We start from the raw sequence: 18,601 nt of genomic DNA on the forward strand, positions 1-18,601 counted from the left end.
AATATAGCAATTGTGCCGAGTGAATCCTTAAGATTCACTCGGCACAATTATTTGAAAAGCTCCCCCAAGAAGAAATTAAGGAGCAGGTTCGCCAATCGACACAGAAGTATTGGCGCGCACTGTACGGTCGAAGGACTCTTGACACTGCTTCACATCGGTATCCGTCAGGGCGTGGGAGTAACATTGCCGATAGTTTTGCGCATCCGGGTTCAACGCCATGACAAGCCCCGAAAGAAGCGTCCACCCCGCAAAAAGAAGGCTTAGTCCAGCGGCAACGTAGAGAATCCACGGTCCCCGCCCTTGGGCATTGCGCACTATCGCCATAATGGTCAGCCCAATCCCCAGAAGTACCAAGACAAAAAGCAGAAGAAACAGGGGGAAGGGACTCAGCAAGAAGGGGGTTCCCGATAGGGTCAGCATAGAACCCGCAAGCAACAGCCATAAACTGCGCATCAGCTTGCGGCGGCGCTCCTTAGGGGTGAGCTGCGGACGCTTCGGCGCAGGCGGTATCGGCTGCTGCGGCGGCACTTGGGGGTAAGACGGGGGCATATTTGACATAGGTTAAGGGTACCTCCCTGCGGCGGTCTGCGGGCATGAGAATCACCGTGAAACCCTGAAAATCTAGACTGGGCGAGGGCCGCCAGCTTATCGTTTCGGAATTGGCTTAACTACAAGAATTTCTGGTGCGGTGCCCGTGGCATAGGTGCTACCCAGCCGCTATGTGATGCGATAAACTATTGCTGTGCGAATTGTGATAATGGTCTCCGGGTCCGGTACTAACCTGCAAGCTATTCTCGACTCCGTAAAGGCTGGCGAGCTGAACGCAGAGATCGCCGCCGTAGGCGCAGATAAGCCCTGCACCGGTCTTGATCGAGCCGCCGCAGCCGGGGTTGAAACCTTTCTGATCGAACCGGCAGACTATGCTGACCGCGAGCAATGGAACCGCGCTCTCGAAGAGAAAATCGCCTCCTACACCCCCGATTACGTTGTATTCGCCGGGTTCATGCGCATTGTGGATGCGCAGCTGGTCGCCCGCTTCGAGAACCGGATTATCAACACTCACCCCGCGTTGCTGCCCTCATTCCCCGGGGCACACGGTGTGCGGGATGCGCTCGCCCACGGCGTTAAAATCACCGGGTTGACGGTTCATTTCGTGGATTCCGGGGTCGATACCGGCACGATTATCGCCCAGGCCGCGGTGCCCGTCGAGGACGGTGACACCGAAGAAAGCCTGCATGAGCGCATCAAGGTGCAAGAACGTCAGCTCTTGGTGCGGATCCTCGCAGAATTTGCTGCCCTCCCCAAAACTCAAAACCCCTAGAACTTCCTGCCCGCACGGCGCCGCATCCTGGTGCATGCGGGCAGTATCAATACCCCGCCACGGGGTACCACCCATTCACCGAGCAAGAAGCAACGGAGTAATTAGTGTCTATGAAGAAGCTCGATCGTCTGCCCCTGCGCCGCGCCCTCATTTCCGTGTACGACAAGACTAATCTGGCGGAGTTCGCCCGCGGTCTGCACGAGGCAGGCGTGAAGCTGGTGTCTACCGGTTCGACCGCATCCACGATCGCCGCCGCCGGTGTGCCCGTCACAGAAGTTACCGAGGTTACCGAGTTCCCCGAGTGCCTGGAAGGCCGCGTGAAGACCCTGCACCCGCGCATCCACGCCGGTATTTTGGCCGACCGCCGCAAGCAGGAGCATATCGACACCCTTAACGAACTCGACGTTGAGCCCTTCGACCTGGTGGTCGTGAACCTATACCCCTTCGCAGAGACCGTGGCATCCGGTGCTGACCAAGACGCTATTATCGAGAAAATTGATATCGGCGGTCCCTCAATGGTGCGTGCCGCCGCGAAGAATCACGATGCGGTCGCTGTCGTGGTAGACCCCAAAGACTACGAACGGACCGTGACCGCCGCCCAGGATGGCGGGTTTTCCCTGGAGGAGCGTCGCCGTCTGGCCGCCGGTGCCTTCGCCCATACCGCCGCTTACGATACCGCCGTCGCTACCTGGACCGCCGCGCAGTTCCAGCAGGATGAAGACGCTAACTTCTGGCCCCCGTACGCTGGTTTGGGCTTTGAACGCAGCGAGACCCTGCGTTACGGCGAGAATCCGCATCAGCGCGCGGCTCTGTATGTGGATCCCGCAGCAGCCCCCGGTATCGCCCAGGCTGAGCAGATTCACGGCAAGGCGATGAGCTACAACAACTATGTGGATGCCGATGCCGCCCTGCGCGCAGCCTACGATTTTGATGAGCCTGCGGTCGCCATCATCAAGCACAACAACCCCTGCGGTATTGCAATTGCAAGCCCTAATGTCGCAGATCCAATTGCCGATGCGTACGCTAAGGCTCATGCTTGCGATCCGCTGTCCGCCTATGGCAGCGTGATCGCGGCAAACCGCCCGGTCACCAAGGATATGGCGCAGGCCGTTAAAGATATTTTCACCGAGGTTATTGTGGCGCCCGGATACGAGCCGGAAGCCCTCGAAATCCTGGAAACCAAGAAAAATCTCCGCCTGCTGGTGCTTCCCGAGGGATTCGGGCGTGAGACTATCGAGTACCGCTCGATTTCTGGCGGTGCGCTCTTCCAGGAAGCCGACCGCCTTAACGCCGAGGGTGATAACCCGCAGAATTGGCAGCTGGTCGCCGGTGAACCTGCCGACGAAGCCACTCTGCGCGATCTTGAATTCGCGTGGCGTGCCCTGCGTGCCCCCAAATCGAACGCGATTATGCTCGCCCATAATGGTGCCGCCGTGGGTATCGGCATGGGGCAGGTTAACCGCGTGGATTCGTGCAAACTCTCGGTTGAACGCGCCAATACACTCGGCGGAGAAGGCCACGAGCGTGCCCGCGGTGCGGTTGCCGCATCCGACGCTTTCTTCCCCTTCGCGGACGGCCTGCAGGTTCTTCTCGACGCCGGTATCCGTGCGGTCGTGCACCCCGGCGGCTCGATCCGTGATGACGAAGTTATTCAGGCCGCGAAGGATGCGGGCGTCACCATGTACCTGACTGGAACCCGCCACTTCTTCCACTAAATTCCGGCATTGTCTCAACAATCGAATGCGCCAGCCAGGTAGGCTGATGCACGGTGAATATTGCCAACCCAATCCGGCTGCAAAAGTTATGGTGTGCACGGGTTGGGTTGGCACGCATACGGGGTAAATATTCGATAGGATTAAGACGTGCCTAAAGTCAGTGAAGAATACAAAAAGAACAGGCGTATACAGATTATCGATGTCGCCCGTGAATGCTTTATTAAAGGCGGGTATCAAAAGACCTCGATGAACGAGATTATTGCCGCCACCGGGCTCTCCGCAGGAGCTATCTACAACCACTTTTCCTCGAAAGAAGAGATCATGGTAGAGGCCGCACGCCTTGACATGGCTCCCTTCGAGAAAGTGCGTGCGGATTCTCCATGGGATTATGTTCTGGGGTTCTTGAAGATTCTTGATACGGCAAAAACCCGCCGCTTTCTGCTCGCCACCTGGGGCGAGGCTGTCTCAATGCCCGCTATCAACGCCGTAGTGGGGGAGCAAATGCATCAACTGCGCGCCATGGCAATGGAACGTTACCGTGCCTGGGGCGAACGCGAACTCGATGTAACCGCTGAAGAGCTTGAGCAGTGGCTTAATGTCATGGGCGCGGCGGTGCTTTCGGTGCTTAGCGGGTATGTGGTGCAGACTCAGCTTCTCGGAAAAGAAAACCGTGAAGCCTATTTCGCATATGCAACCGCTATTTTGACTCAGGAATAACCCGGTGTATATGCGCCGCCTGCGCGCGTCTGCCTCCTTCGGGACAATACTCACGGTTCGGCATGGAAAACTCGCTGCAAGGATCGCCGCGAACATGCCAAAGAGCCCTTGGTATGGCCATCTCATACGGTGGGCGTCATATCTGTGCAGGCACTAACCTATACGGTAAGATGAGAGTCACATCATAAGCTCTCATCACATTTTATGCAGAATCACACTTTGAGGAGTGGTATGACCGAGCAGACTCGAACCGTGCTTGAGGCTCCCCTCGCGGAGCTTGACCCCGAGGTCGCCGAAGCACTCGATCTGGAACGTAAGCGCCAGCAAAACACCCTGGAAATGATCGCTTCCGAAAACTTCGTGCCGCGTGCCGTACTCCAGGGGCAGGGGTCAGTGCTGACCAATAAATATGCGGAAGGCTACCCGGGTCGCCGCTACTATGGTGGCTGCGAATTCGTCGATATCGTTGAAGACCTGGCTATTAAACGGGTTAAGGAGCTCTTCGGCGCCGAACACGCCAACGTACAGCCTCACTCCGGTGCCCAGGCGAATAACGCCGTCATGCACGCCCTGCTGACCCCCGGTGAGAAGATCATGGGTCTTTCACTGGCTCACGGTGGGCACCTCTCGCACGGTATGAAGCTGAACGTCTCGGGTAAGCTCTACGAGGTTGTTGCCTACGAGGTAGGCGAAGACGGTCGGATCGATATGGAACAGGTTCGGCAGCTCGCACTCGCTGAGCGTCCCAAGGTTATTATTGCCGGATGGTCGGCATACCCCCGTCAGCTGGATTTCGCGAAATTCCGTGAGATTGCCGATGAAGTTGGTGCCTACCTGTGGGTTGATATGGCCCATTTTGCCGGTCTAGTAGCGGCGGGTCTGCACCCCAACCCGGTACCGCACGCCCACGTGGTTTCGTCGACCGTGCACAAGACCTTAGGCGGACCCCGCTCCGGGTTTATCCTGTGCACCGAAGAGCTCAAGAAAAAGATCGACTCAGCGGTATTCCCCGGGCAGCAGGGCGGACCGCTCATGCACGTGATTGCCGCGAAAGCGACCGCGTTCAAGGTTGCCGCGACCGAAGAGTTTAAAGACCGTCAGAAGCGCACAATCGAGGGGGCGCGCATCCTAGCAGAGCGCCTGACCCACCAGGATATGCGCGATGCGGGCGTTTCCATCGCCACCGACGGTACCGACGTGCACCTGGTACTGGTCGATCTGCGCCACCACGAGCTCACCGGTAAAGAGGCTGAAGACCTGCTGCACGACGCGGGTATTACCGTTAACCGCAACGCGGTGCCGAACGATCCCCGCCCGCCGATGGTGACCTCCGGGCTGCGCATCGGTACCTCGGCCCTGGCAACCCGCGGTTTCGATGCCGAAGGCTTTACCGAGGTCGCCGATATTATCGCTTCGGTGCTGTTGCCGCAGCACGATATCGCCGCCTTGCGCGAGCGCGTGAATAAGCTCTGCGATAAGTACCCGCTCTATGTGGGAAGTGAGAGCTGGTAAAACTTATGAAGACCCCGTTGTACGCTTCGTAAAGCGTCTGCGGGGTCTTTTGCCCAGTGTAAACCTCTCACGGATGAATCCATGACATGAACAGAAAGGAAAACTGCTATGCCGCAGATTCTTGATGGTAAGGCAACCGCCGCCGCCATTAAATCCGAGCTGACTGAGCGCGTTGAGGCGCTCAAAGCACGGGGCATTACCCCCGGTTTGGGAACGGTACTCGTGGGGGATGATCCCGCCTCACACTCCTATGTGGGCGCTAAACACCGCGACTGCGCGGAGATTGGCATTAATTCGATCCGTGTAGATCTGCCCGCCGATATCACCCAGGAAGAGCTTGAAGCCGAGATTGATAAGCTCAATCACGACCCTGCCTGCACGAGCTACATTGTGCAGCTTCCCTTGCCCAAGCACCTGGATACTAACCGTATTTTGGAGAAGATTGTGCCTGAGAAGGACGCTGACGGTTTGCACCCCACTAACCTTGGCAAGCTGGTGCTGAACGTTTCGGAGCCGTTAGATTCACCCCTGCCGTGCACCCCGAACGGCGTGATTGAGTTGGTGAAACGCCACGGTATCGACTGGAACGGTAAGAATGTGGTTGTGCTCGGTCGCGGTATTACCGTGGGTCGTCCTCTAGGGCTGCTGCTGACCCGCCGTGAGATCAATGCAACCGCGACCTTGGCGCATACCGGTACCCAGAACCTTGACGAGGTTCTGCGCCAGGCGGATGTTATTGTCGCCGCCGTGGGTGTGCCGCATGTGCTCAAAGCGGATCAGGTGAAGGATGGCGCAATTCTGCTGGACGTGGGCGTCTCCCGTGCCGAAGACCCCGAAACCGGTAAGAAGAAACTCTTCGGTGACGTTTCCCCCGAGGCGGCCGCGAAGGCATCTTGGGTGTCCCCGAACCCCGGCGGTGTGGGCCCCATGACCCGCGCGGAGCTGCTGGTGAATGTTGTGGAGACCGCAGAACGTCAGGTAGCGAAGAACTAGCCTGGCCGTCAGCTCAACGTTCTGTGCCGCAGCACGCGAGAGGGCTCTGAGGATAACCGCGCGCCATTGTGAAACACGCTAGGTACGACAATGCCCGGGTGCATACTGTTGTCGCACTCGGGCACCGGTATCGCATGTCATATGTCTGCTGTGGAGTTTTTTACAGCAGCATCTCGTAAAAATAGGCATCCCCTTTATAGAGCGTCACGCTGTGCTCAACGGGTGAACCCTGCGAGGTATAGCTGGTGGTGGTCACCTTGAACGCGGCGGCACCCACGGTTGGCAGATGATTGAAGGCTTCCGCATCCGCCTCGGTCATCAGGGTTGCTTCCATGCGCATCATGCCGTGTTCGATTGTGTACTCGCAATGGTCGTGAGGATCTTTGCGTGAACCGCCAGAGGCCATCGTTTCAAGCAGGCATGTTGCAACCTCAGGTGTCAAATAGGCGAGCTCAAAACCGATAGGCTCACCCTCAGCCAAGCGCAAACGCTTAACCAAAAGCACCGAAGAATCTATGGTGACACTCAAATAACGTGAAATTTCTTCTGTCACCTCAACCCACTGGGTTGAAAGCATTCTGGTTGAAGCCTGCAGCCCGCGCCGCTCCATATCTTCGGCGAACGAGCATACTCGCGGAATGTAGCTTCCCTGAGAACGATCGGCAACGTATGTTCCAGAACCCTGAACGTTATAGATAAGACCGCGCTCCAGTAGAGCCTTGATAGCATTGCGCACCGTCTGGCGGCTTACCTTGAACTTCTCCTGAATAGCGCGTTCAGTCGGGAGTTTATCTCCGGGAGAACCCGGGATTACATATTTTTGTTCCAGGTAGCGGATAACCTGCTCATATTTAGGGCCAGGAACCGGCGGTAGCATGGTGGGATCGTCGTGAAGTTCCTCGGCGTTCTCCATCATAGAACCACGTGCAGAAGCCTCGGGTGCCTCGTGGGAACCCGAGTTAGAGACAGAACCTGAAAAGTTGAGTGAATGAGTCATCACAGATAGTTTACGCCTATCCGACCCTAAAAGCGTTGCACTACGTGTATGTCGAGGCATTTATCCTGGCATAATTGATGTTATGCACACACGCGAGCAAAATTCTGTAACCACCGCCGACTCCGATAACGCCTCCGTGCGTAAAGCCATTATTGGGTCCTGCATCGGCGTTGGGCTCCTTGTACTTCTTCTCGTTCTGGCAATTTTCAACGCCAACAGCGTGCTCGGTTGGATCCTGGCAGGCCTTATTCTTGGATGGCTGGCGCTCGCCGTCTACTTAGTGCGTATCGTGCTGGTATCCATCAAACAGGATCGTGCCGAATTTAGCCGCATCCACCGCGAAGAATCGGATGCGATGCTCGCCGATAAACTTGCCCACAGCTTTCAGATCGTGCTTGTGCAGTCCCGCGAAATTGCCAACCACCTCACGGACGACAGCGAAGAATCTCGCGCCATGATCGAGCGGGCTTTAGATACTATTAACACCACAGCGTCCAATGGGATGGGAATGGTCAACGACGAAATGAGGGGTGAAGAATGAGCCGCGCCGCTAAAACTCTGCGCGTCGCCAGCGTGAACGTCAACGGTATTCGTGCCGCCTACAGGAAAGATATGGCCACGTGGCTCGCTGGCCGCGACGTTGATATTCTCTGCCTGCAGGAGGTTCGTGCCCCCGATAAGATCGTGCGCGAACTTCTCAACGAAGACGACTGGAATATTCTGCACGCCGAAGCCGCCGCCAAAGGACGCGCCGGGGTACTGGTGGCAACCCGCAAGCACCCCAATGCGAACGGTGAGCTTCTGAAAAACCAGCCTGTCGCTACCCGCTCCACGATCGGCGAAGACTATTTCGCAGACGCTGGCCGCTGGGTTGAGGCGGACTACACCCTGCCCACCGGCGAAACCCTGACCGTCGTAAGCGCTTACGTGCACTCCGGCGAGGTTGGAACGCCCCGCCAGGATGACAAGTACCGCTTTCTCGACCGCATGCTCGTGCGCCTGCCCGAACTCGCTCAGCATTCAGATCACGTGCTCATTGTGGGAGACCTCAACGTGGGGCACACCGAGCTCGACATTAAAAACTGGAAGGCAAACCAGAAACGCGCCGGTTTCCTGCCCGAAGAACGTGCATACTTCGATAAATTCTTTGGCGAAATCGGCTATGAAGACGTGGCGCGCAAACTCGCAGGTGAGGTGCCCGGGCCCTATACCTGGTGGTCCTACCGCGGCAAAGCCTTCGATAACGACGCCGGGTGGCGCATTGACTACCATATGGCTACCCCAGCGCTCGCTGCGAAAGCCGTGGAAGCAACGGTCGATCGTGCCGCCTCCTATGATGAACGGTTCAGCGATCACGCGCCGCTCGTCGTCGATTATCAGTTCTAGAATTCACCTGCCGATAAGATGCCGGATGCGCTGGCTAACCGGCCGTCCGCATCGTGCGCCCCTTGAAGAAAGTATCTATCATGTCTGACGAAAAGAAACAGGATAAATCACTCATTCCCAATGCGTCTTTGGATCGTGTGCGTGTCTACTCCGGTGCGCAGCCTTCCGCAGATTCGATGCACCTGGGCAACTATATTGGCGCGGTGAACAACTGGGTTGCCCTGCAGGAGAACCCCGCCAACGAGTGCCTGTTCTTTATCCCCGATATGCACGCTATTACCGTGCCCCAAGACCCACAGTCCCTGCGCGAACGCACCCGCCTGACCGCCGCCCAGTATATTGCCGCCGGTATTGACCCTGCGCGTTCCCCGTTCTTTGTGCAGTCGCAGGTGCCTGAGCACGCGCAGCTTGCCTGGGTACTGAACTGCTTCACGGGTTTTGGTGAGGCCTCACGCATGACCCAGTTCAAGGACAAATCGCAGAAGCAGGGTGCTGATAACGCCTCGGTGGGGTTATTTACCTACCCGGTGCTGATGGCGGCGGATATTCTGCTGTATCAGGTCGATGGCGTACCGGTGGGCGAGGATCAGCGCCAGCACCTAGAGCTTACCCGCAACCTGGCGCAACGGTTCAACTCGCGCTTTGGCGAAACCTTCGTGGTGCCCGAACCCATTATTATGAAGGAAACCGCCAAGATTTATGATTTGCAGGAGCCGACCTCGAAGATGTCGAAATCTGCCACCTCCGATAAGGGGCTTATCAAACTTTTGGATGAGCCGAAGGCGACTGTGAAGAAGATTAAGTCTGCCGTGACTGACGACGGCTCCGTTATTGCTTATGATCGTGAGGCGAAACCTGGCGTCTCTAATCTGCTCTCGATCTATTCCGCGATGACTGGTGAGAGCATCGACTCTCTCGTCAAACGTTATGAGGGTAAGATGTACGGTCATCTCAAGGTTGATTTGGCGGATGTTGTGGTCGAGAAACTTTCGCCCCTGCGTGAGCGTACCCTAGAGCTTATGGCGGACCCCGCCGAGCTTGACCGCTTGCTGGCATTGGGTGCTCGGAAAGCTCGTGAAATAGCGACTGTTACTATCGAGAATGTCTACGATAAAGTGGGTTTTTTGCCCGCACAGCGCGGCTAGACCGAAGGAGGTACGCTGTGACTGTTAAGAACACCTGCGAGAATCTATCACACACTGAGGAATCGCCCACTCTTCACCCCGGGCAGCGTTATTTGAGTCTGATTGCTCACGTGAACGGACCGCTGGGGCAGCGTCTTGTGGACTGGAAGAAGAGAACCGGCATGACTCTTCCCACTGATTTGAGTAATCATGTGACTGTGTATGTTAGCGAGCTGACCGAGCAGAATGAGAACGACTGGCGTTCGGATGCACTGGCGCATTCACTCGCCGCAATTGGTACGGCGCAGGCGCGCGCTGGGGGAGTGTGCACCTTCCGCCCAAACTCTGAGATCGAGTATCTGGACGTTATCTTAGGTGCCGATACTTTTGCCGAACTTCATGGCGCGTGCGTGCAGGAGTTAGGGCAGTGGGCATCGCCTTTCCCTTACGTTCCGCATATTACCTTGGGGCGTTCTTTGACGCCGGATCAGGTGCGGCAAGCGCATCGGATTTTCGACGATTTACCAGAACAAGAACGCTCGTTCACTGTAGATACTCTGCACGTATATGCCTATGATGGCTCGGATTGGGAACCTCTGGGAGCACTATCTCTTAAGCCATAACTGCGCTCCACAATCTTGATATATGTACCTACAGCGCAAGCCCCGATACCGGTTCAGGTATCGGGGCTTGCGCTCTCTAACTTCTTCCTAGTGGGAGTCCGCAGTTACGGGCGCCGCATTCGCGGAAGACACACCGCTGAGTTCATTAGGAACCTGCGGCAGATCAATGCTCATGAGGGTCTTTGGATGAGAAGCATCCGAGAGTGATACCGCGTGAAGCTTCTTCGTCTCAGGGTCGGTCACATAGGCAGTTTTACCGTCTACCCACAATGCCGGGCGAGGATCCTGCCAAGTTTCTGACTCGGTCCACGTATTCATTAGCTGTACAGACCCAAGCTCGGTGCCGTTTGCCGGGTCGTAGATACGCAGCTTACCGTCCGTGGTGAGCAGCAGAGCCTCACCGTTAGGTCCGCGGCCCATGGAACGGAAGGTGTAGCTGACTCCTTTGGGGAGTGAGTATACCTCTCGCGTGCGGGCGACCGTATCAATGATGGCAAACTTCTCGGGACGCTCAAGTTTGGCGTCCTTATCCGTCTTATAATCCGCCAGAACGTAAGGGGAGTCTGCCGTTCCTGCCTGGTTGCCCGAGCGTGAGTAGGGATCTTGGGGGTTTGTCACCTTCGTGAAAGTGCCGTCCCGGTAGATGAGTACGCCGTCGGTGCATCCGATCGTGAAGGTATTATCCCGCGCGATAGCTTCGCCGTGTACACCGGGGCATTCCTTGTTCTCTGTTATGGTCTTACCGTTAGCGTCTACCACGGCTGCGCCCGTGCGGGTTTTGGAATCCCCGACTGCTACGAGGTACTGGTCATTCGGCAGGGGAATAGCGAATCCGTGGTGAGGATTGGGGAGCTTAACCTGCTTGGTTTCAAGGTTAGTTGCCGTGCGCTTATTGGATACCAGGTTTGCGGGGTCGTATACGTCGAAGGTGCCGGTACCGTCTGCGAATGCCGCAACCTTACCGTTATCGGCAATAACATGCCCGGTGTGGTCGGCCTGAAGCGACAGTGTCGAGAGGCTGGGAGCGGTGGTGTAGTAGTGTGAGTGGTCACCGTGTGCTACCGACCATACGCCGGTGTCGAGGAAGGTGTAGCTGGATCCATCGGCTACGATCAGATGGCGGTTATCACCCGCATCGTTCAGGCGCAGGAAACCATCTTTGTGAATATCCTGCAGAAGCTTCATATCTTTACCGTCGTACACCATCACGCCGCCGTCATAAGTGATGGCTAGGCGGGTTGACGCGCCTTTGCCTTCAACGATGGGAGACTGCGAGGCGCTTGCGTTTGAATCCCCTGAGGACGCTCCTGCGGAAGGCTCTGAGGAGCCTGCAGAGGATGTGCCGCCCGCGCATCCTGCAAGGAGCAGGGAGGATACGAGACCGAGTGAACTTAGTGACGTCAAAAATGATTTTCGTGTGTTGGACATACACAGAGACTATCACACATGAGAATCATTATTGAATAAGTAAGAGCCGGGATATAAATAATGGGTGGATCAGCGCGAATATCATGCCGATCCACCCGATGAGTGAGTGTTGAGAATGTTATAAACGCCATACGGCGTGGTTATTTAAGCGATGGCCGCTTTTAGAGAAGATCAGCCAAGCCGCGATCTTTGAGCTCGGCAACTGTGTCTTTCACGGCCTGAGCCTGCTCACGCGGTGCGACGAGGAGCGCATCGGGGGTATCAACCACCACAATATCGTCAAGGCCAATCACCGAGATCTTGCGGTTGCTATTCGCGACAACAATACCGCTGCAGCCTTGATTGATCACATTGTCTTCGTCACCGAGAATTGTGAGGCCTTCACCATGCTTCTCTTGGTTAAGACGAGCAACGGCATCAAAGTCTCCCACGTCGTCCCAGCTGAAGGAGCCGGGGACCATTGCAACATCGCCAGCAGCAGCGGCAGGCTCAGCAACGGCGTAGTCGATTGCGGTCTTGGGGAGAGTGCCCCAAGTCTGTTCCATAATGCTCTCACGCTCGGGAGTATCCCAAGCCTTGGCGATCTTCATAACCCCGGCGTAAAGCTCGGGCTCGTTCTTTTCAAGATGCTGCAGCATCAGGGATACGGGCGCCACGAACATGCCAGCGTTCCAGGTGTAGTCCCCGGAGTCTAGGTATTTTTGCGCGGTTTCGCTATCGGGTTTTTCAACAAAAGACTCGACCGCAAGGGCGTTCGGTGCGTGAGCAAGCCCCAGTGGAGTGCACGCTCTGATATATCCGAACGCGCTCGACGGCTCGGTGGGGGTAATGCCGATGGTGACAATCTTTCCTGAAGCTGCCGTGATAACCGCCTCAGTCACCACGCGTTGAAATTCATCAACGGGGTTGATGACGTGATCAGCGGCGAAGGAACCAATAATCGCATCCGGTTCACGCTCATGAATAATAGCGCACGCTAAACCAATAGCGGCTGCAGAATCCTTCGGGGAGGGCTCCAAGACGAGGTCGGAGGCTCGCAATTCGGGAATCTGCTGGGTTACAGCGTTGGCATGAGAAGTGCCGGTCACGACCATGACGGAGCCGTTGCTCAAATCAATGAGACGGTCGTAAGTATCGCGCAAGAGCGATTTACCTGAGTCTGTGAGGTCGAGAAGGAACTTCGGCGCCTGAGCACGCGAAAGCGGCCACAAACGCGAACCAACACCGCCAGCTGGAATAAGCGGGCGGAAACGGGTTAATGCAGTATTCATCAGTTCCAGAATACCGGGGGCTTTTGTAATATGCCGAATTCTTAGAGTGATTTCCAGGAAAGTCTCAGATAAAAAATATCAAGAGATGCATCACATTAGGTAAAGGTTAGTTCCGCATGAACTCAGCTCACGGAGGGGTATCGCAAAATAACTATTTCGTAATTAACCTTGTAGTTTCTTGTGAAATAAGGAGACGAGGTGTCAATAAGCCTGTGAATTACCTGGTATCTTGAAACTAACAATATGAAATCACAGGAGTTGCTGAGCGCGCTTCCCGCCGAGGTTAAACACACAGACCCCGACGTCGTCTCAGCGGCGACAGGAGGTTATTCAGTGCTGAATAGTTCAAAGGGGACCCTGTACCGCGGCCGATGGGGCATGTGGTCTTGGGTCGCTCATCGTGTGACAGGTATCGCTATATTCTTCTTCCTACTGGTTCACGTACTTGATACCGCCGTTGTCCGTATCTCTCCCGAGGCATACAACAGCGTTCTCGGTCTCTACAAAAACCCCGTGATGGGTCTGGGAGAGACTGCGCTTGTGGCAGCCATCGTGTACCATGCCTTCAACGGTATTCGCATTATTCTTATCGACTTTTGGGGAACAGCTACTAACGCCAAAGTCGAGCATGTGATGAGCAAAGGCAAAGACGGTTCCCCCGAGATCAACCAGAAGGCTACCTATCCGCACATTAAGATTCTGTGGGTTGTTCTGTTCCTGTGGGCTATTACCGTTGCAGGATTCGCGGCTCGCCACCTGCCGATCGTCTTCTCACACCTTGGAGGTCACTAAGCTATGTCTACTCCACTCAAATCACGCGTTTCGGTTCCTCGCCTGCGCGATAACAAGATTGATGGTGTGAAATATAACCGTTCCTCCAGCAAGCGCAACAACTTTGAAATGTTCGCCTGGCTGGGGATGCGCCTCTCCGGTGTCGTGTTGGTTGTGCTGATTTTCGGGCACCTCTTCGTGAACCTCATGGTGGGGGACGGCATTCACGCGATCGACTTCGGTTTCGTGGGTGGTAAATGGGCAAACCCCTTCTGGCAAATCTGGGATCTGCTGCTGCTGTGGCTGGCTATGCTCCACGGCACCAACGGCATCCGCGTGGTCATTGACGATTACGCTGAAAAGGATCGTGTGCGTGTGTGGCTGAAGATTATCCTCTTCGCAGCATCCGCTTTTGTGCTGCTGGTCGGAACCCTCACGATCTTCGCTTTTGATCCCTGCCCCTCGGGTGCGGCGGCTAATCTGCTGCCTAGCTTCTGCCCGGCCCCTTAAGGGTAAAACACTAAAGATTTTTGACATACGAGAGAGAGCATCATGCAGGTACATAAGTACGATGTAGTGATTGTTGGCGCTGGCGGCGCAGGTATGCGTGCCGCTATTGAGGCGGGGCAGCGCGTACGAACCGCGGTGCTGACGAAGCTATACCCCACCCGCTCGCACACCGGTGCGGCACAGGGCGGTATGTGCGCCGCTTTGGCCAATGTGGAGGAAGACAACTGGGAGTGGCATACCTTTGACACCGTCAAGGGCGGCGACTACCTTGTCGATCAGGATGCGGCAGAGATTATGGCGAAAGAAGCCATTGACGCCGTGCTTGATCTTGAAAAAATGGGTCTTCCCTTCAACCGTACCCCCGAGGGGCGCATCGACCAGCGTCGTTTTGGCGGGCATACCCGCGATCACGGTAAAGCCGCCGTGCGTCGCGCATGCTACGCTGCCGACCGCACGGGCCACATGATTCTGCAGACCCTCTACCAGAACTGTGTGCGTCACAATGTCGAGTTCTACAACGAGTTCTACGTGCTCGACCTCATTATGTCAGAAGACGAAAACGGCAACCCCCGACCTGCAGGTGTTGTCTCCTACGACCTGGCAACCGGCGAAGTACACGTTTTTCAATCGAAATCCGTGATTTTCGCATCCGGCGGATGCGGCAAGATTTTCAAAACTACCTCAAACGCACACACCCTTACGGGTGATGGCATGGCAATCGCCTTGCGTGCAGGTCTTCCCCTAGAGGATATGGAATTCGTGCAGTTCCACCCGACCGGCCTTGCGGGCCTGGGTATTCTCGTGACCGAGGGTGCCCGCGGTGAAGGCGGTATTCTGCGTAACTCCGAGGGCGAGCGTTTCATGGAACGTTACGCACCGACCATTAAGGACCTAGCCCCCCGCGATATCGTGGCTCGTGCAATGGCGAACGAGGTGCGTGAAGGTCGCGGCTGCGGACCGCATAAAGACTATGTGCTCCTAGACCTCACTCACCTCGAACCCGCACATATCGACGAGAAACTGCCGGATATTACCGAATTCGCGCGTACCTATCTGGCAGTTGAGCCGCACCACCAGCCTATTCCGGTGTTCCCCACCGCGCACTATGCGATGGGCGGTATTCCAACGAACAACGATACCGAGGTGTACCGCAACAGCGAAGAGACTATTCCAGGACTATACGCAGCCGGTGAGGTAGCCTGCGTGTCGGTACACGGTGCAAACCGTTTGGGAACCAACTCACTTCTGGACATTAACGTGTTTGGTAAGCGTGCTGGCCGCCGCGCCGCAGAATACGCCGCATCCGCAGATTTCGTGCCTGTTCCGGACGACGCTGCCGATCGCACTCTCGCGATGCTCAGCAGTATTCGTGACAGGCAGGGCACCGAAAAGGTTGGCGCTATCCGCACCGAGCTGCAGCGTGTGATGGAAGCCGATATGCAGGTGTTCCGTACCGAAGAAACCATTCGCAAGGCTCTCTCCGCCATTGACGAACTCGAAAAGCGCTACGCAAATATCTCGATTCAGGATAAAGGCAAGCGCTTCAACCTTGACCTGTTGGAGGCCGTTGAGCTCGGCTTCCTGCTACAGCTTGCCAAGGTGATGTCGGTGGGCGCACTGCACCGCCAGGAATCCCGAGGTGGTCACTACCGCGAGGACTTCCCGAAGCGCGACGACGTGAACTTCATGAAGCACTCGATGGTTTATCTAGATCCCGAGTCTGAGTTTGAGGGTGTGCAGGGTCTGCGTTTTGATACCAAGCCCGTTGTCTACACTCGCTACGAACCCAAGGAGCGTAAGTACTAAAATGGCTGAACACGAAACTCCCGAACCGGAATCGGTCAAGCTCTTTGAAGGTATGTCCGGTTCAGACTCCGGGAACATCCCCACCTATGACGTGACGATTCGCGTGCGCCGTTACAACCCCGAAGTATCGGATAAAGCATACTGGGATGACTTCAACCTGACCATGTACCGCACCGACCGCGTGCTGGATGCATTGCATAAGATCAAGTGGGAGCTCGACGGCTCGGTCTCATTCCGTCGTTCCTGCGCACACGGTATCTGCGGGTCGGATGCGATGCGCATCAACGGACGTAACCGCCTAGCGTGCAAGACCCTGCTCAAGGATCTGGACATTACCAAGCCCATTATCGTTGAGCCGATTAAGGGTCTTCCCTGCGAGAAGGACCTGATTGTCGATATGGAGCCTTTCTTCCAGGCGTACCGCGAGATCATGCCCTTCTTCATCAATGACTCGAATGAACCGGAACGTGAGCGTTTGCAGTCTGCGGAAGAACGTGCCCGATTCGACGACACCACAAAGTGTATTCTGTGCGCGGCTTGTACCTCCTCTTGCCCCGTTTTCTGGACGGACGGTCAGTACTTCGGTCCTTCTGCCATCGTGAATGCGCATCGTTTTATCTTCGATTCGCGCGATGACGCTGGGGACCTGCGTTTGGAAATCCTCAATGATAAAGAAGGCGTGTGGCGCTGCCGCACAACCTTCAACTGCACCGAGGCTTGCCCGCGTGGCATTCAGATCACTAAGGCTATTGCCGAGGTCAAGCAGGCTATTTTGGCGCGAGCCCTCTAAGCCTAGCGGCTGGAGAACTCGTAGAAACACAAGATATGTGGTGTGGGCGCAAGGTTGGTGTGCCCACACCGCATTTTTTGTTTGCGATATTAGGACGAACTGATGCTCGCTAGATAATTTCCGCGTCTGCAGGCGGCGGTTTCAGTCTCGTCACAATCCGTCACAATGTCATAAACCGGCCACACAACGCGATGATTCGTCACGTCGCGTACAAAAACTTCAACGAACGTAAGAGGGCAGCCGGAAGGTGTGTACTGACCGCGGATTCGCGCTATTCTCGAACTATGGTTTTTGCAAACTCACGTTACGATCTTTCGACCCCTGTCTTCGACGACTGGGTGGCTCGCATGATGCCTACCCTTGTGGAATTCCGCCGCGAGGTGCACCGTACCCCGGAGCTCTCATTCCGCGAGGTGAAAACGACTGAACGCATTATGACGACGCTGCGTGAGGCAGGGCTGAACCCTATCGCCTGTGAAGGCACCGGCTGCTACGTCGATATCGGAAACGGGCCGTTTGCTTTAGCTCTTCGCGCCGATATTGATGCGCTTCCCATCGTCGAACAGACGGATCTGCCTTATTCATCGACCATACCCGGGGTGATGCACGCCTGCGGGCACGATATTCACCAGACCGTCATGCTCGGGGTTGCTCTGGCGCTTCACGAGCTGAACGAAAAGACTCCTCTGGGGCGCAGCGTGCGTATCCTGTTCCAGCCCGCCGAGGAACAGTTGCCGGGCGGGGCTGTGCAGATGATTGAGCAAGGTCTTTTACGCAATATCCCGCGTGCTTTTGCTCTGCATTGCGATCCGAAGGTCGAACTGGGGAAAATTGGCACGCGCATCGGGGCGATTACGAGTGCTTCAGACACGATTAAGATTCACCTGAGTGGTCATGGTGGTCATACCTCTCGGCCGCATCTGACCGAGGATCTTATCTACGCGATGAGTCAGATTGCTGTGCAGGTTCCTTCCGTGCTCACGCGCCGTACCGATGTGCGTTCCGGCGTGCTGGTCGCGTGGGGGCAGGTGAGCGCCGGGGTTGCCCCGAACGCTATTCCCGCTGAAGGCTATTTGGCGGGCACCATGAGATGTCTGGATGTTGAGGTGTGGCGTCAGGCGGGTAACCTGCTGGACGAGGTAATTGAGCAGGTCGCGGTTCCCTTTGGCGTGCAGGCGAGGGTTGAGCATATTCGTGGTGTGCCCCCGGTCGTCAATACCGACGCGGAAACTACCATGTTGGAAAACGCGGCGCGCGCCGAATTAGGCGAAGAGTCCATCGTGTTGGTTGAGCAATCAATGGGTGGAGAAGACTTCGCGTGGATTCTGCAGGAGGTTCCAGGCTCGATGTTCCGCCTAGGAACTCGCGCCCCGGAAGATCCTGTCTACGACTTACATCAGGGGGACTACGCTCCTAATGAGCAGGCGATTGGCGTGGGTGTGCGCGTGATGGCGGCGACCGCGTTGCGTGCCGTGCGTTTTGAGCTCGCGAAGGCTGCGAAGGCGGCGAACCCGGTGCGGGATGAGGCGCGTTAATATTACGGACAACCTGTAATAGAGGATATTCCGGGCACTGGTGCCGAAGCACGCAGCACCGAGAAATATTTACGGGGGTCTCCGCCAAATCTTTACGAAAAC

At 56.2% G+C, this 18,601-nt stretch carries 18 protein-coding genes; 14 read left to right on the forward strand and 4 right to left on the reverse strand.

Translation table 11 applies throughout. From position 1 onward, the window contains the following. Window positions 1-75: 75 nt before the first annotated feature. Window positions 76-558, reverse strand: a complete 483-nt coding sequence (locus HMPREF2804_RS03410; RefSeq protein WP_246822677.1) for a hypothetical protein — start codon at window positions 556-558, stop codon at window positions 76-78. A gap of 199 nt (window positions 559-757) precedes the next feature. Here HMPREF2804_RS03410 and purN point away from each other — a divergent pair, with 199 nt between their 5' ends. The 5 genes from purN to HMPREF2804_RS03435 all read left to right on the forward strand — a co-directional run bounded on the left by purN (window position 758) and on the right by HMPREF2804_RS03435 (window position 6,258). Continuing rightward, entirely contained in the window at window positions 758-1,321 is a 564-nt protein-coding gene (gene purN / locus HMPREF2804_RS03415) for a phosphoribosylglycinamide formyltransferase (RefSeq protein ID WP_070450797.1), read from the forward strand. A gap of 104 nt (window positions 1,322-1,425) precedes the next feature. Beyond that, window positions 1,426-3,036: a bifunctional phosphoribosylaminoimidazolecarboxamide formyltransferase/IMP cyclohydrolase gene (gene purH / locus HMPREF2804_RS03420; RefSeq protein WP_210398384.1), complete on the forward strand. Its 1,611-nt coding sequence runs from the start codon at window positions 1,426-1,428 to the stop codon at window positions 3,034-3,036. Window positions 3,037-3,183: 147 nt separating this feature from the next. Beyond that, window positions 3,184-3,753 carry a TetR/AcrR family transcriptional regulator gene (locus HMPREF2804_RS03425; protein WP_048753255.1) on the forward strand — a complete coding sequence of 190 codons (570 nt, stop codon included), beginning with the start codon at window positions 3,184-3,186 and terminating at the stop codon, window positions 3,751-3,753. 231 nt (window positions 3,754-3,984) lie between these two features. Beyond that, the gene (gene glyA, locus HMPREF2804_RS03430) at window positions 3,985-5,265 is read left to right on the forward strand and encodes a serine hydroxymethyltransferase (RefSeq protein WP_048754446.1); all 1,281 of its coding nucleotides are present in this window, start codon (window positions 3,985-3,987) and stop codon (window positions 5,263-5,265) included. Between the two features lie 108 nt (window positions 5,266-5,373). Further along, window positions 5,374-6,258 carry a bifunctional methylenetetrahydrofolate dehydrogenase/methenyltetrahydrofolate cyclohydrolase gene (locus HMPREF2804_RS03435; RefSeq protein ID WP_070627309.1) on the forward strand — a complete coding sequence of 295 codons (885 nt, stop codon included), beginning with the start codon at window positions 5,374-5,376 and terminating at the stop codon, window positions 6,256-6,258. A gap of 160 nt (window positions 6,259-6,418) precedes the next feature. Here the strand turns inward: HMPREF2804_RS03435 and HMPREF2804_RS03440 are convergent, their stop codons facing one another. Beyond that, complete coding sequence (locus HMPREF2804_RS03440; protein ID WP_246822676.1) at window positions 6,419-7,255, reverse strand: GntR family transcriptional regulator; 837 nt, start codon at window positions 7,253-7,255, stop codon at window positions 6,419-6,421. Between the two features lie 82 nt (window positions 7,256-7,337). Here HMPREF2804_RS03440 and HMPREF2804_RS03445 point away from each other — a divergent pair, with 82 nt between their 5' ends. From HMPREF2804_RS03445 to HMPREF2804_RS03460, 4 genes are all read left to right on the forward strand, one after another. Then, window positions 7,338-7,796 carry a hypothetical protein gene (locus HMPREF2804_RS03445; RefSeq protein WP_070450795.1) on the forward strand — a complete coding sequence of 153 codons (459 nt, stop codon included), beginning with the start codon at window positions 7,338-7,340 and terminating at the stop codon, window positions 7,794-7,796. Next, window positions 7,793-8,641 (forward strand): exodeoxyribonuclease III, encoded by an 849-nt coding sequence (locus tag HMPREF2804_RS03450; protein ID WP_013398556.1) that lies wholly within the window; start codon window positions 7,793-7,795, stop codon window positions 8,639-8,641. Before HMPREF2804_RS03445 ends, HMPREF2804_RS03450 begins: the two co-directional genes overlap by 4 nt. An 80-nt stretch (window positions 8,642-8,721) precedes the next feature. Continuing rightward, window positions 8,722-9,786, forward strand: a complete 1,065-nt coding sequence (trpS, locus tag HMPREF2804_RS03455) for a tryptophan--tRNA ligase (RefSeq protein ID WP_070450793.1) — start codon at window positions 8,722-8,724, stop codon at window positions 9,784-9,786. Window positions 9,787-9,803: 17 nt separating this feature from the next. After that, entirely contained in the window at window positions 9,804-10,388 is a 585-nt protein-coding gene (locus HMPREF2804_RS03460; RefSeq protein WP_070450792.1) for a 2'-5' RNA ligase family protein, read from the forward strand. Between the two features lie 87 nt (window positions 10,389-10,475). On the opposite strand, the gene HMPREF2804_RS03465 is transcribed toward HMPREF2804_RS03460, so the two are convergent. Continuing rightward, window positions 10,476-11,816 carry a hypothetical protein gene (locus HMPREF2804_RS03465; RefSeq protein WP_083297379.1) on the reverse strand — a complete coding sequence of 447 codons (1,341 nt, stop codon included), beginning with the start codon at window positions 11,814-11,816 and terminating at the stop codon, window positions 10,476-10,478. Between the two features lie 161 nt (window positions 11,817-11,977). Further along, window positions 11,978-13,087: a mannose-1-phosphate guanylyltransferase gene (locus tag HMPREF2804_RS03470; RefSeq protein WP_070450788.1), complete on the reverse strand. Its 1,110-nt coding sequence runs from the start codon at window positions 13,085-13,087 to the stop codon at window positions 11,978-11,980. Window positions 13,088-13,420: 333 nt separating this feature from the next. On the opposite strand from HMPREF2804_RS03470, the gene sdhC reads away from it, so the two are divergent. From sdhC to HMPREF2804_RS03495, 5 genes are all read left to right on the forward strand, one after another. Further along, entirely contained in the window at window positions 13,421-13,879 is a 459-nt protein-coding gene (gene sdhC / locus HMPREF2804_RS03475; RefSeq protein WP_037231971.1) for a succinate dehydrogenase, cytochrome b556 subunit, read from the forward strand. Window positions 13,880-13,882: 3 nt separating this feature from the next. Next, window positions 13,883-14,368 carry a succinate dehydrogenase hydrophobic membrane anchor subunit gene (locus HMPREF2804_RS03480; protein ID WP_004006060.1) on the forward strand — a complete coding sequence of 162 codons (486 nt, stop codon included), beginning with the start codon at window positions 13,883-13,885 and terminating at the stop codon, window positions 14,366-14,368. Window positions 14,369-14,410: 42 nt separating this feature from the next. Then, window positions 14,411-16,174 carry a succinate dehydrogenase flavoprotein subunit gene (sdhA, locus tag HMPREF2804_RS03485; RefSeq protein WP_048754438.1) on the forward strand — a complete coding sequence of 588 codons (1,764 nt, stop codon included), beginning with the start codon at window positions 14,411-14,413 and terminating at the stop codon, window positions 16,172-16,174. Window positions 16,175-16,226: 52 nt separating this feature from the next. After that, window positions 16,227-16,964 carry a succinate dehydrogenase iron-sulfur subunit gene (locus HMPREF2804_RS03490; RefSeq protein ID WP_238382355.1) on the forward strand — a complete coding sequence of 246 codons (738 nt, stop codon included), beginning with the start codon at window positions 16,227-16,229 and terminating at the stop codon, window positions 16,962-16,964. 284 nt (window positions 16,965-17,248) lie between these two features. Then, window positions 17,249-18,499 (forward strand): amidohydrolase, encoded by a 1,251-nt coding sequence (locus HMPREF2804_RS03495; protein ID WP_041321697.1) that lies wholly within the window; start codon window positions 17,249-17,251, stop codon window positions 18,497-18,499. The last annotated feature ends 102 nt before the right edge of the window (window positions 18,500-18,601 follow it).

It is taken from the genome of Rothia sp. HMSC065G12, assembly GCF_001811455.1.
In the GTDB taxonomy this organism is placed as follows: domain Bacteria; phylum Actinomycetota; class Actinomycetes; order Actinomycetales; family Micrococcaceae; genus Rothia; species Rothia dentocariosa.

Bases quoted from the DNA above. Each gene is read 5' to 3' on its own strand.
- HMPREF2804_RS03465 (WP_083297379.1), bottom strand. From the start codon at position 11,816: ATGTCCAACACACGAAAATCATTTTTGACGTCACTAAGTTCACTCGGT.
- HMPREF2804_RS03470 (WP_070450788.1), bottom strand. From the start codon at position 13,087: ATGAATACTGCATTAACCCGTTTCCGCCCGCTTATTCCAGCTGGCGGT.
- sdhA (WP_048754438.1), top strand. From the start codon at position 14,411: ATGCAGGTACATAAGTACGATGTAGTGATTGTTGGCGCTGGCGGCGCA.
- glyA (WP_048754446.1), top strand. From the start codon at position 3,985: ATGACCGAGCAGACTCGAACCGTGCTTGAGGCTCCCCTCGCGGAGCTT.
- trpS (WP_070450793.1), top strand. From the start codon at position 8,722: ATGTCTGACGAAAAGAAACAGGATAAATCACTCATTCCCAATGCGTCT.
- purN (WP_070450797.1), top strand. From the start codon at position 758: ATGGTCTCCGGGTCCGGTACTAACCTGCAAGCTATTCTCGACTCCGTA.
- HMPREF2804_RS03440 (WP_246822676.1), bottom strand. From the start codon at position 7,255: ATGACTCATTCACTCAACTTTTCAGGTTCTGTCTCTAACTCGGGTTCC.
- HMPREF2804_RS03490 (WP_238382355.1), top strand. From the start codon at position 16,227: ATGTCCGGTTCAGACTCCGGGAACATCCCCACCTATGACGTGACGATT.
- HMPREF2804_RS03410 (WP_246822677.1), bottom strand. From the start codon at position 558: ATGTCAAATATGCCCCCGTCTTACCCCCAAGTGCCGCCGCAGCAGCCG.
- HMPREF2804_RS03495 (WP_041321697.1), top strand. From the start codon at position 17,249: ATGGTTTTTGCAAACTCACGTTACGATCTTTCGACCCCTGTCTTCGAC.
- HMPREF2804_RS03480 (WP_004006060.1), top strand. From the start codon at position 13,883: ATGTCTACTCCACTCAAATCACGCGTTTCGGTTCCTCGCCTGCGCGAT.
- HMPREF2804_RS03445 (WP_070450795.1), top strand. From the start codon at position 7,338: ATGCACACACGCGAGCAAAATTCTGTAACCACCGCCGACTCCGATAAC.
- HMPREF2804_RS03435 (WP_070627309.1), top strand. From the start codon at position 5,374: ATGCCGCAGATTCTTGATGGTAAGGCAACCGCCGCCGCCATTAAATCC.
- HMPREF2804_RS03450 (WP_013398556.1), top strand. From the start codon at position 7,793: ATGAGCCGCGCCGCTAAAACTCTGCGCGTCGCCAGCGTGAACGTCAAC.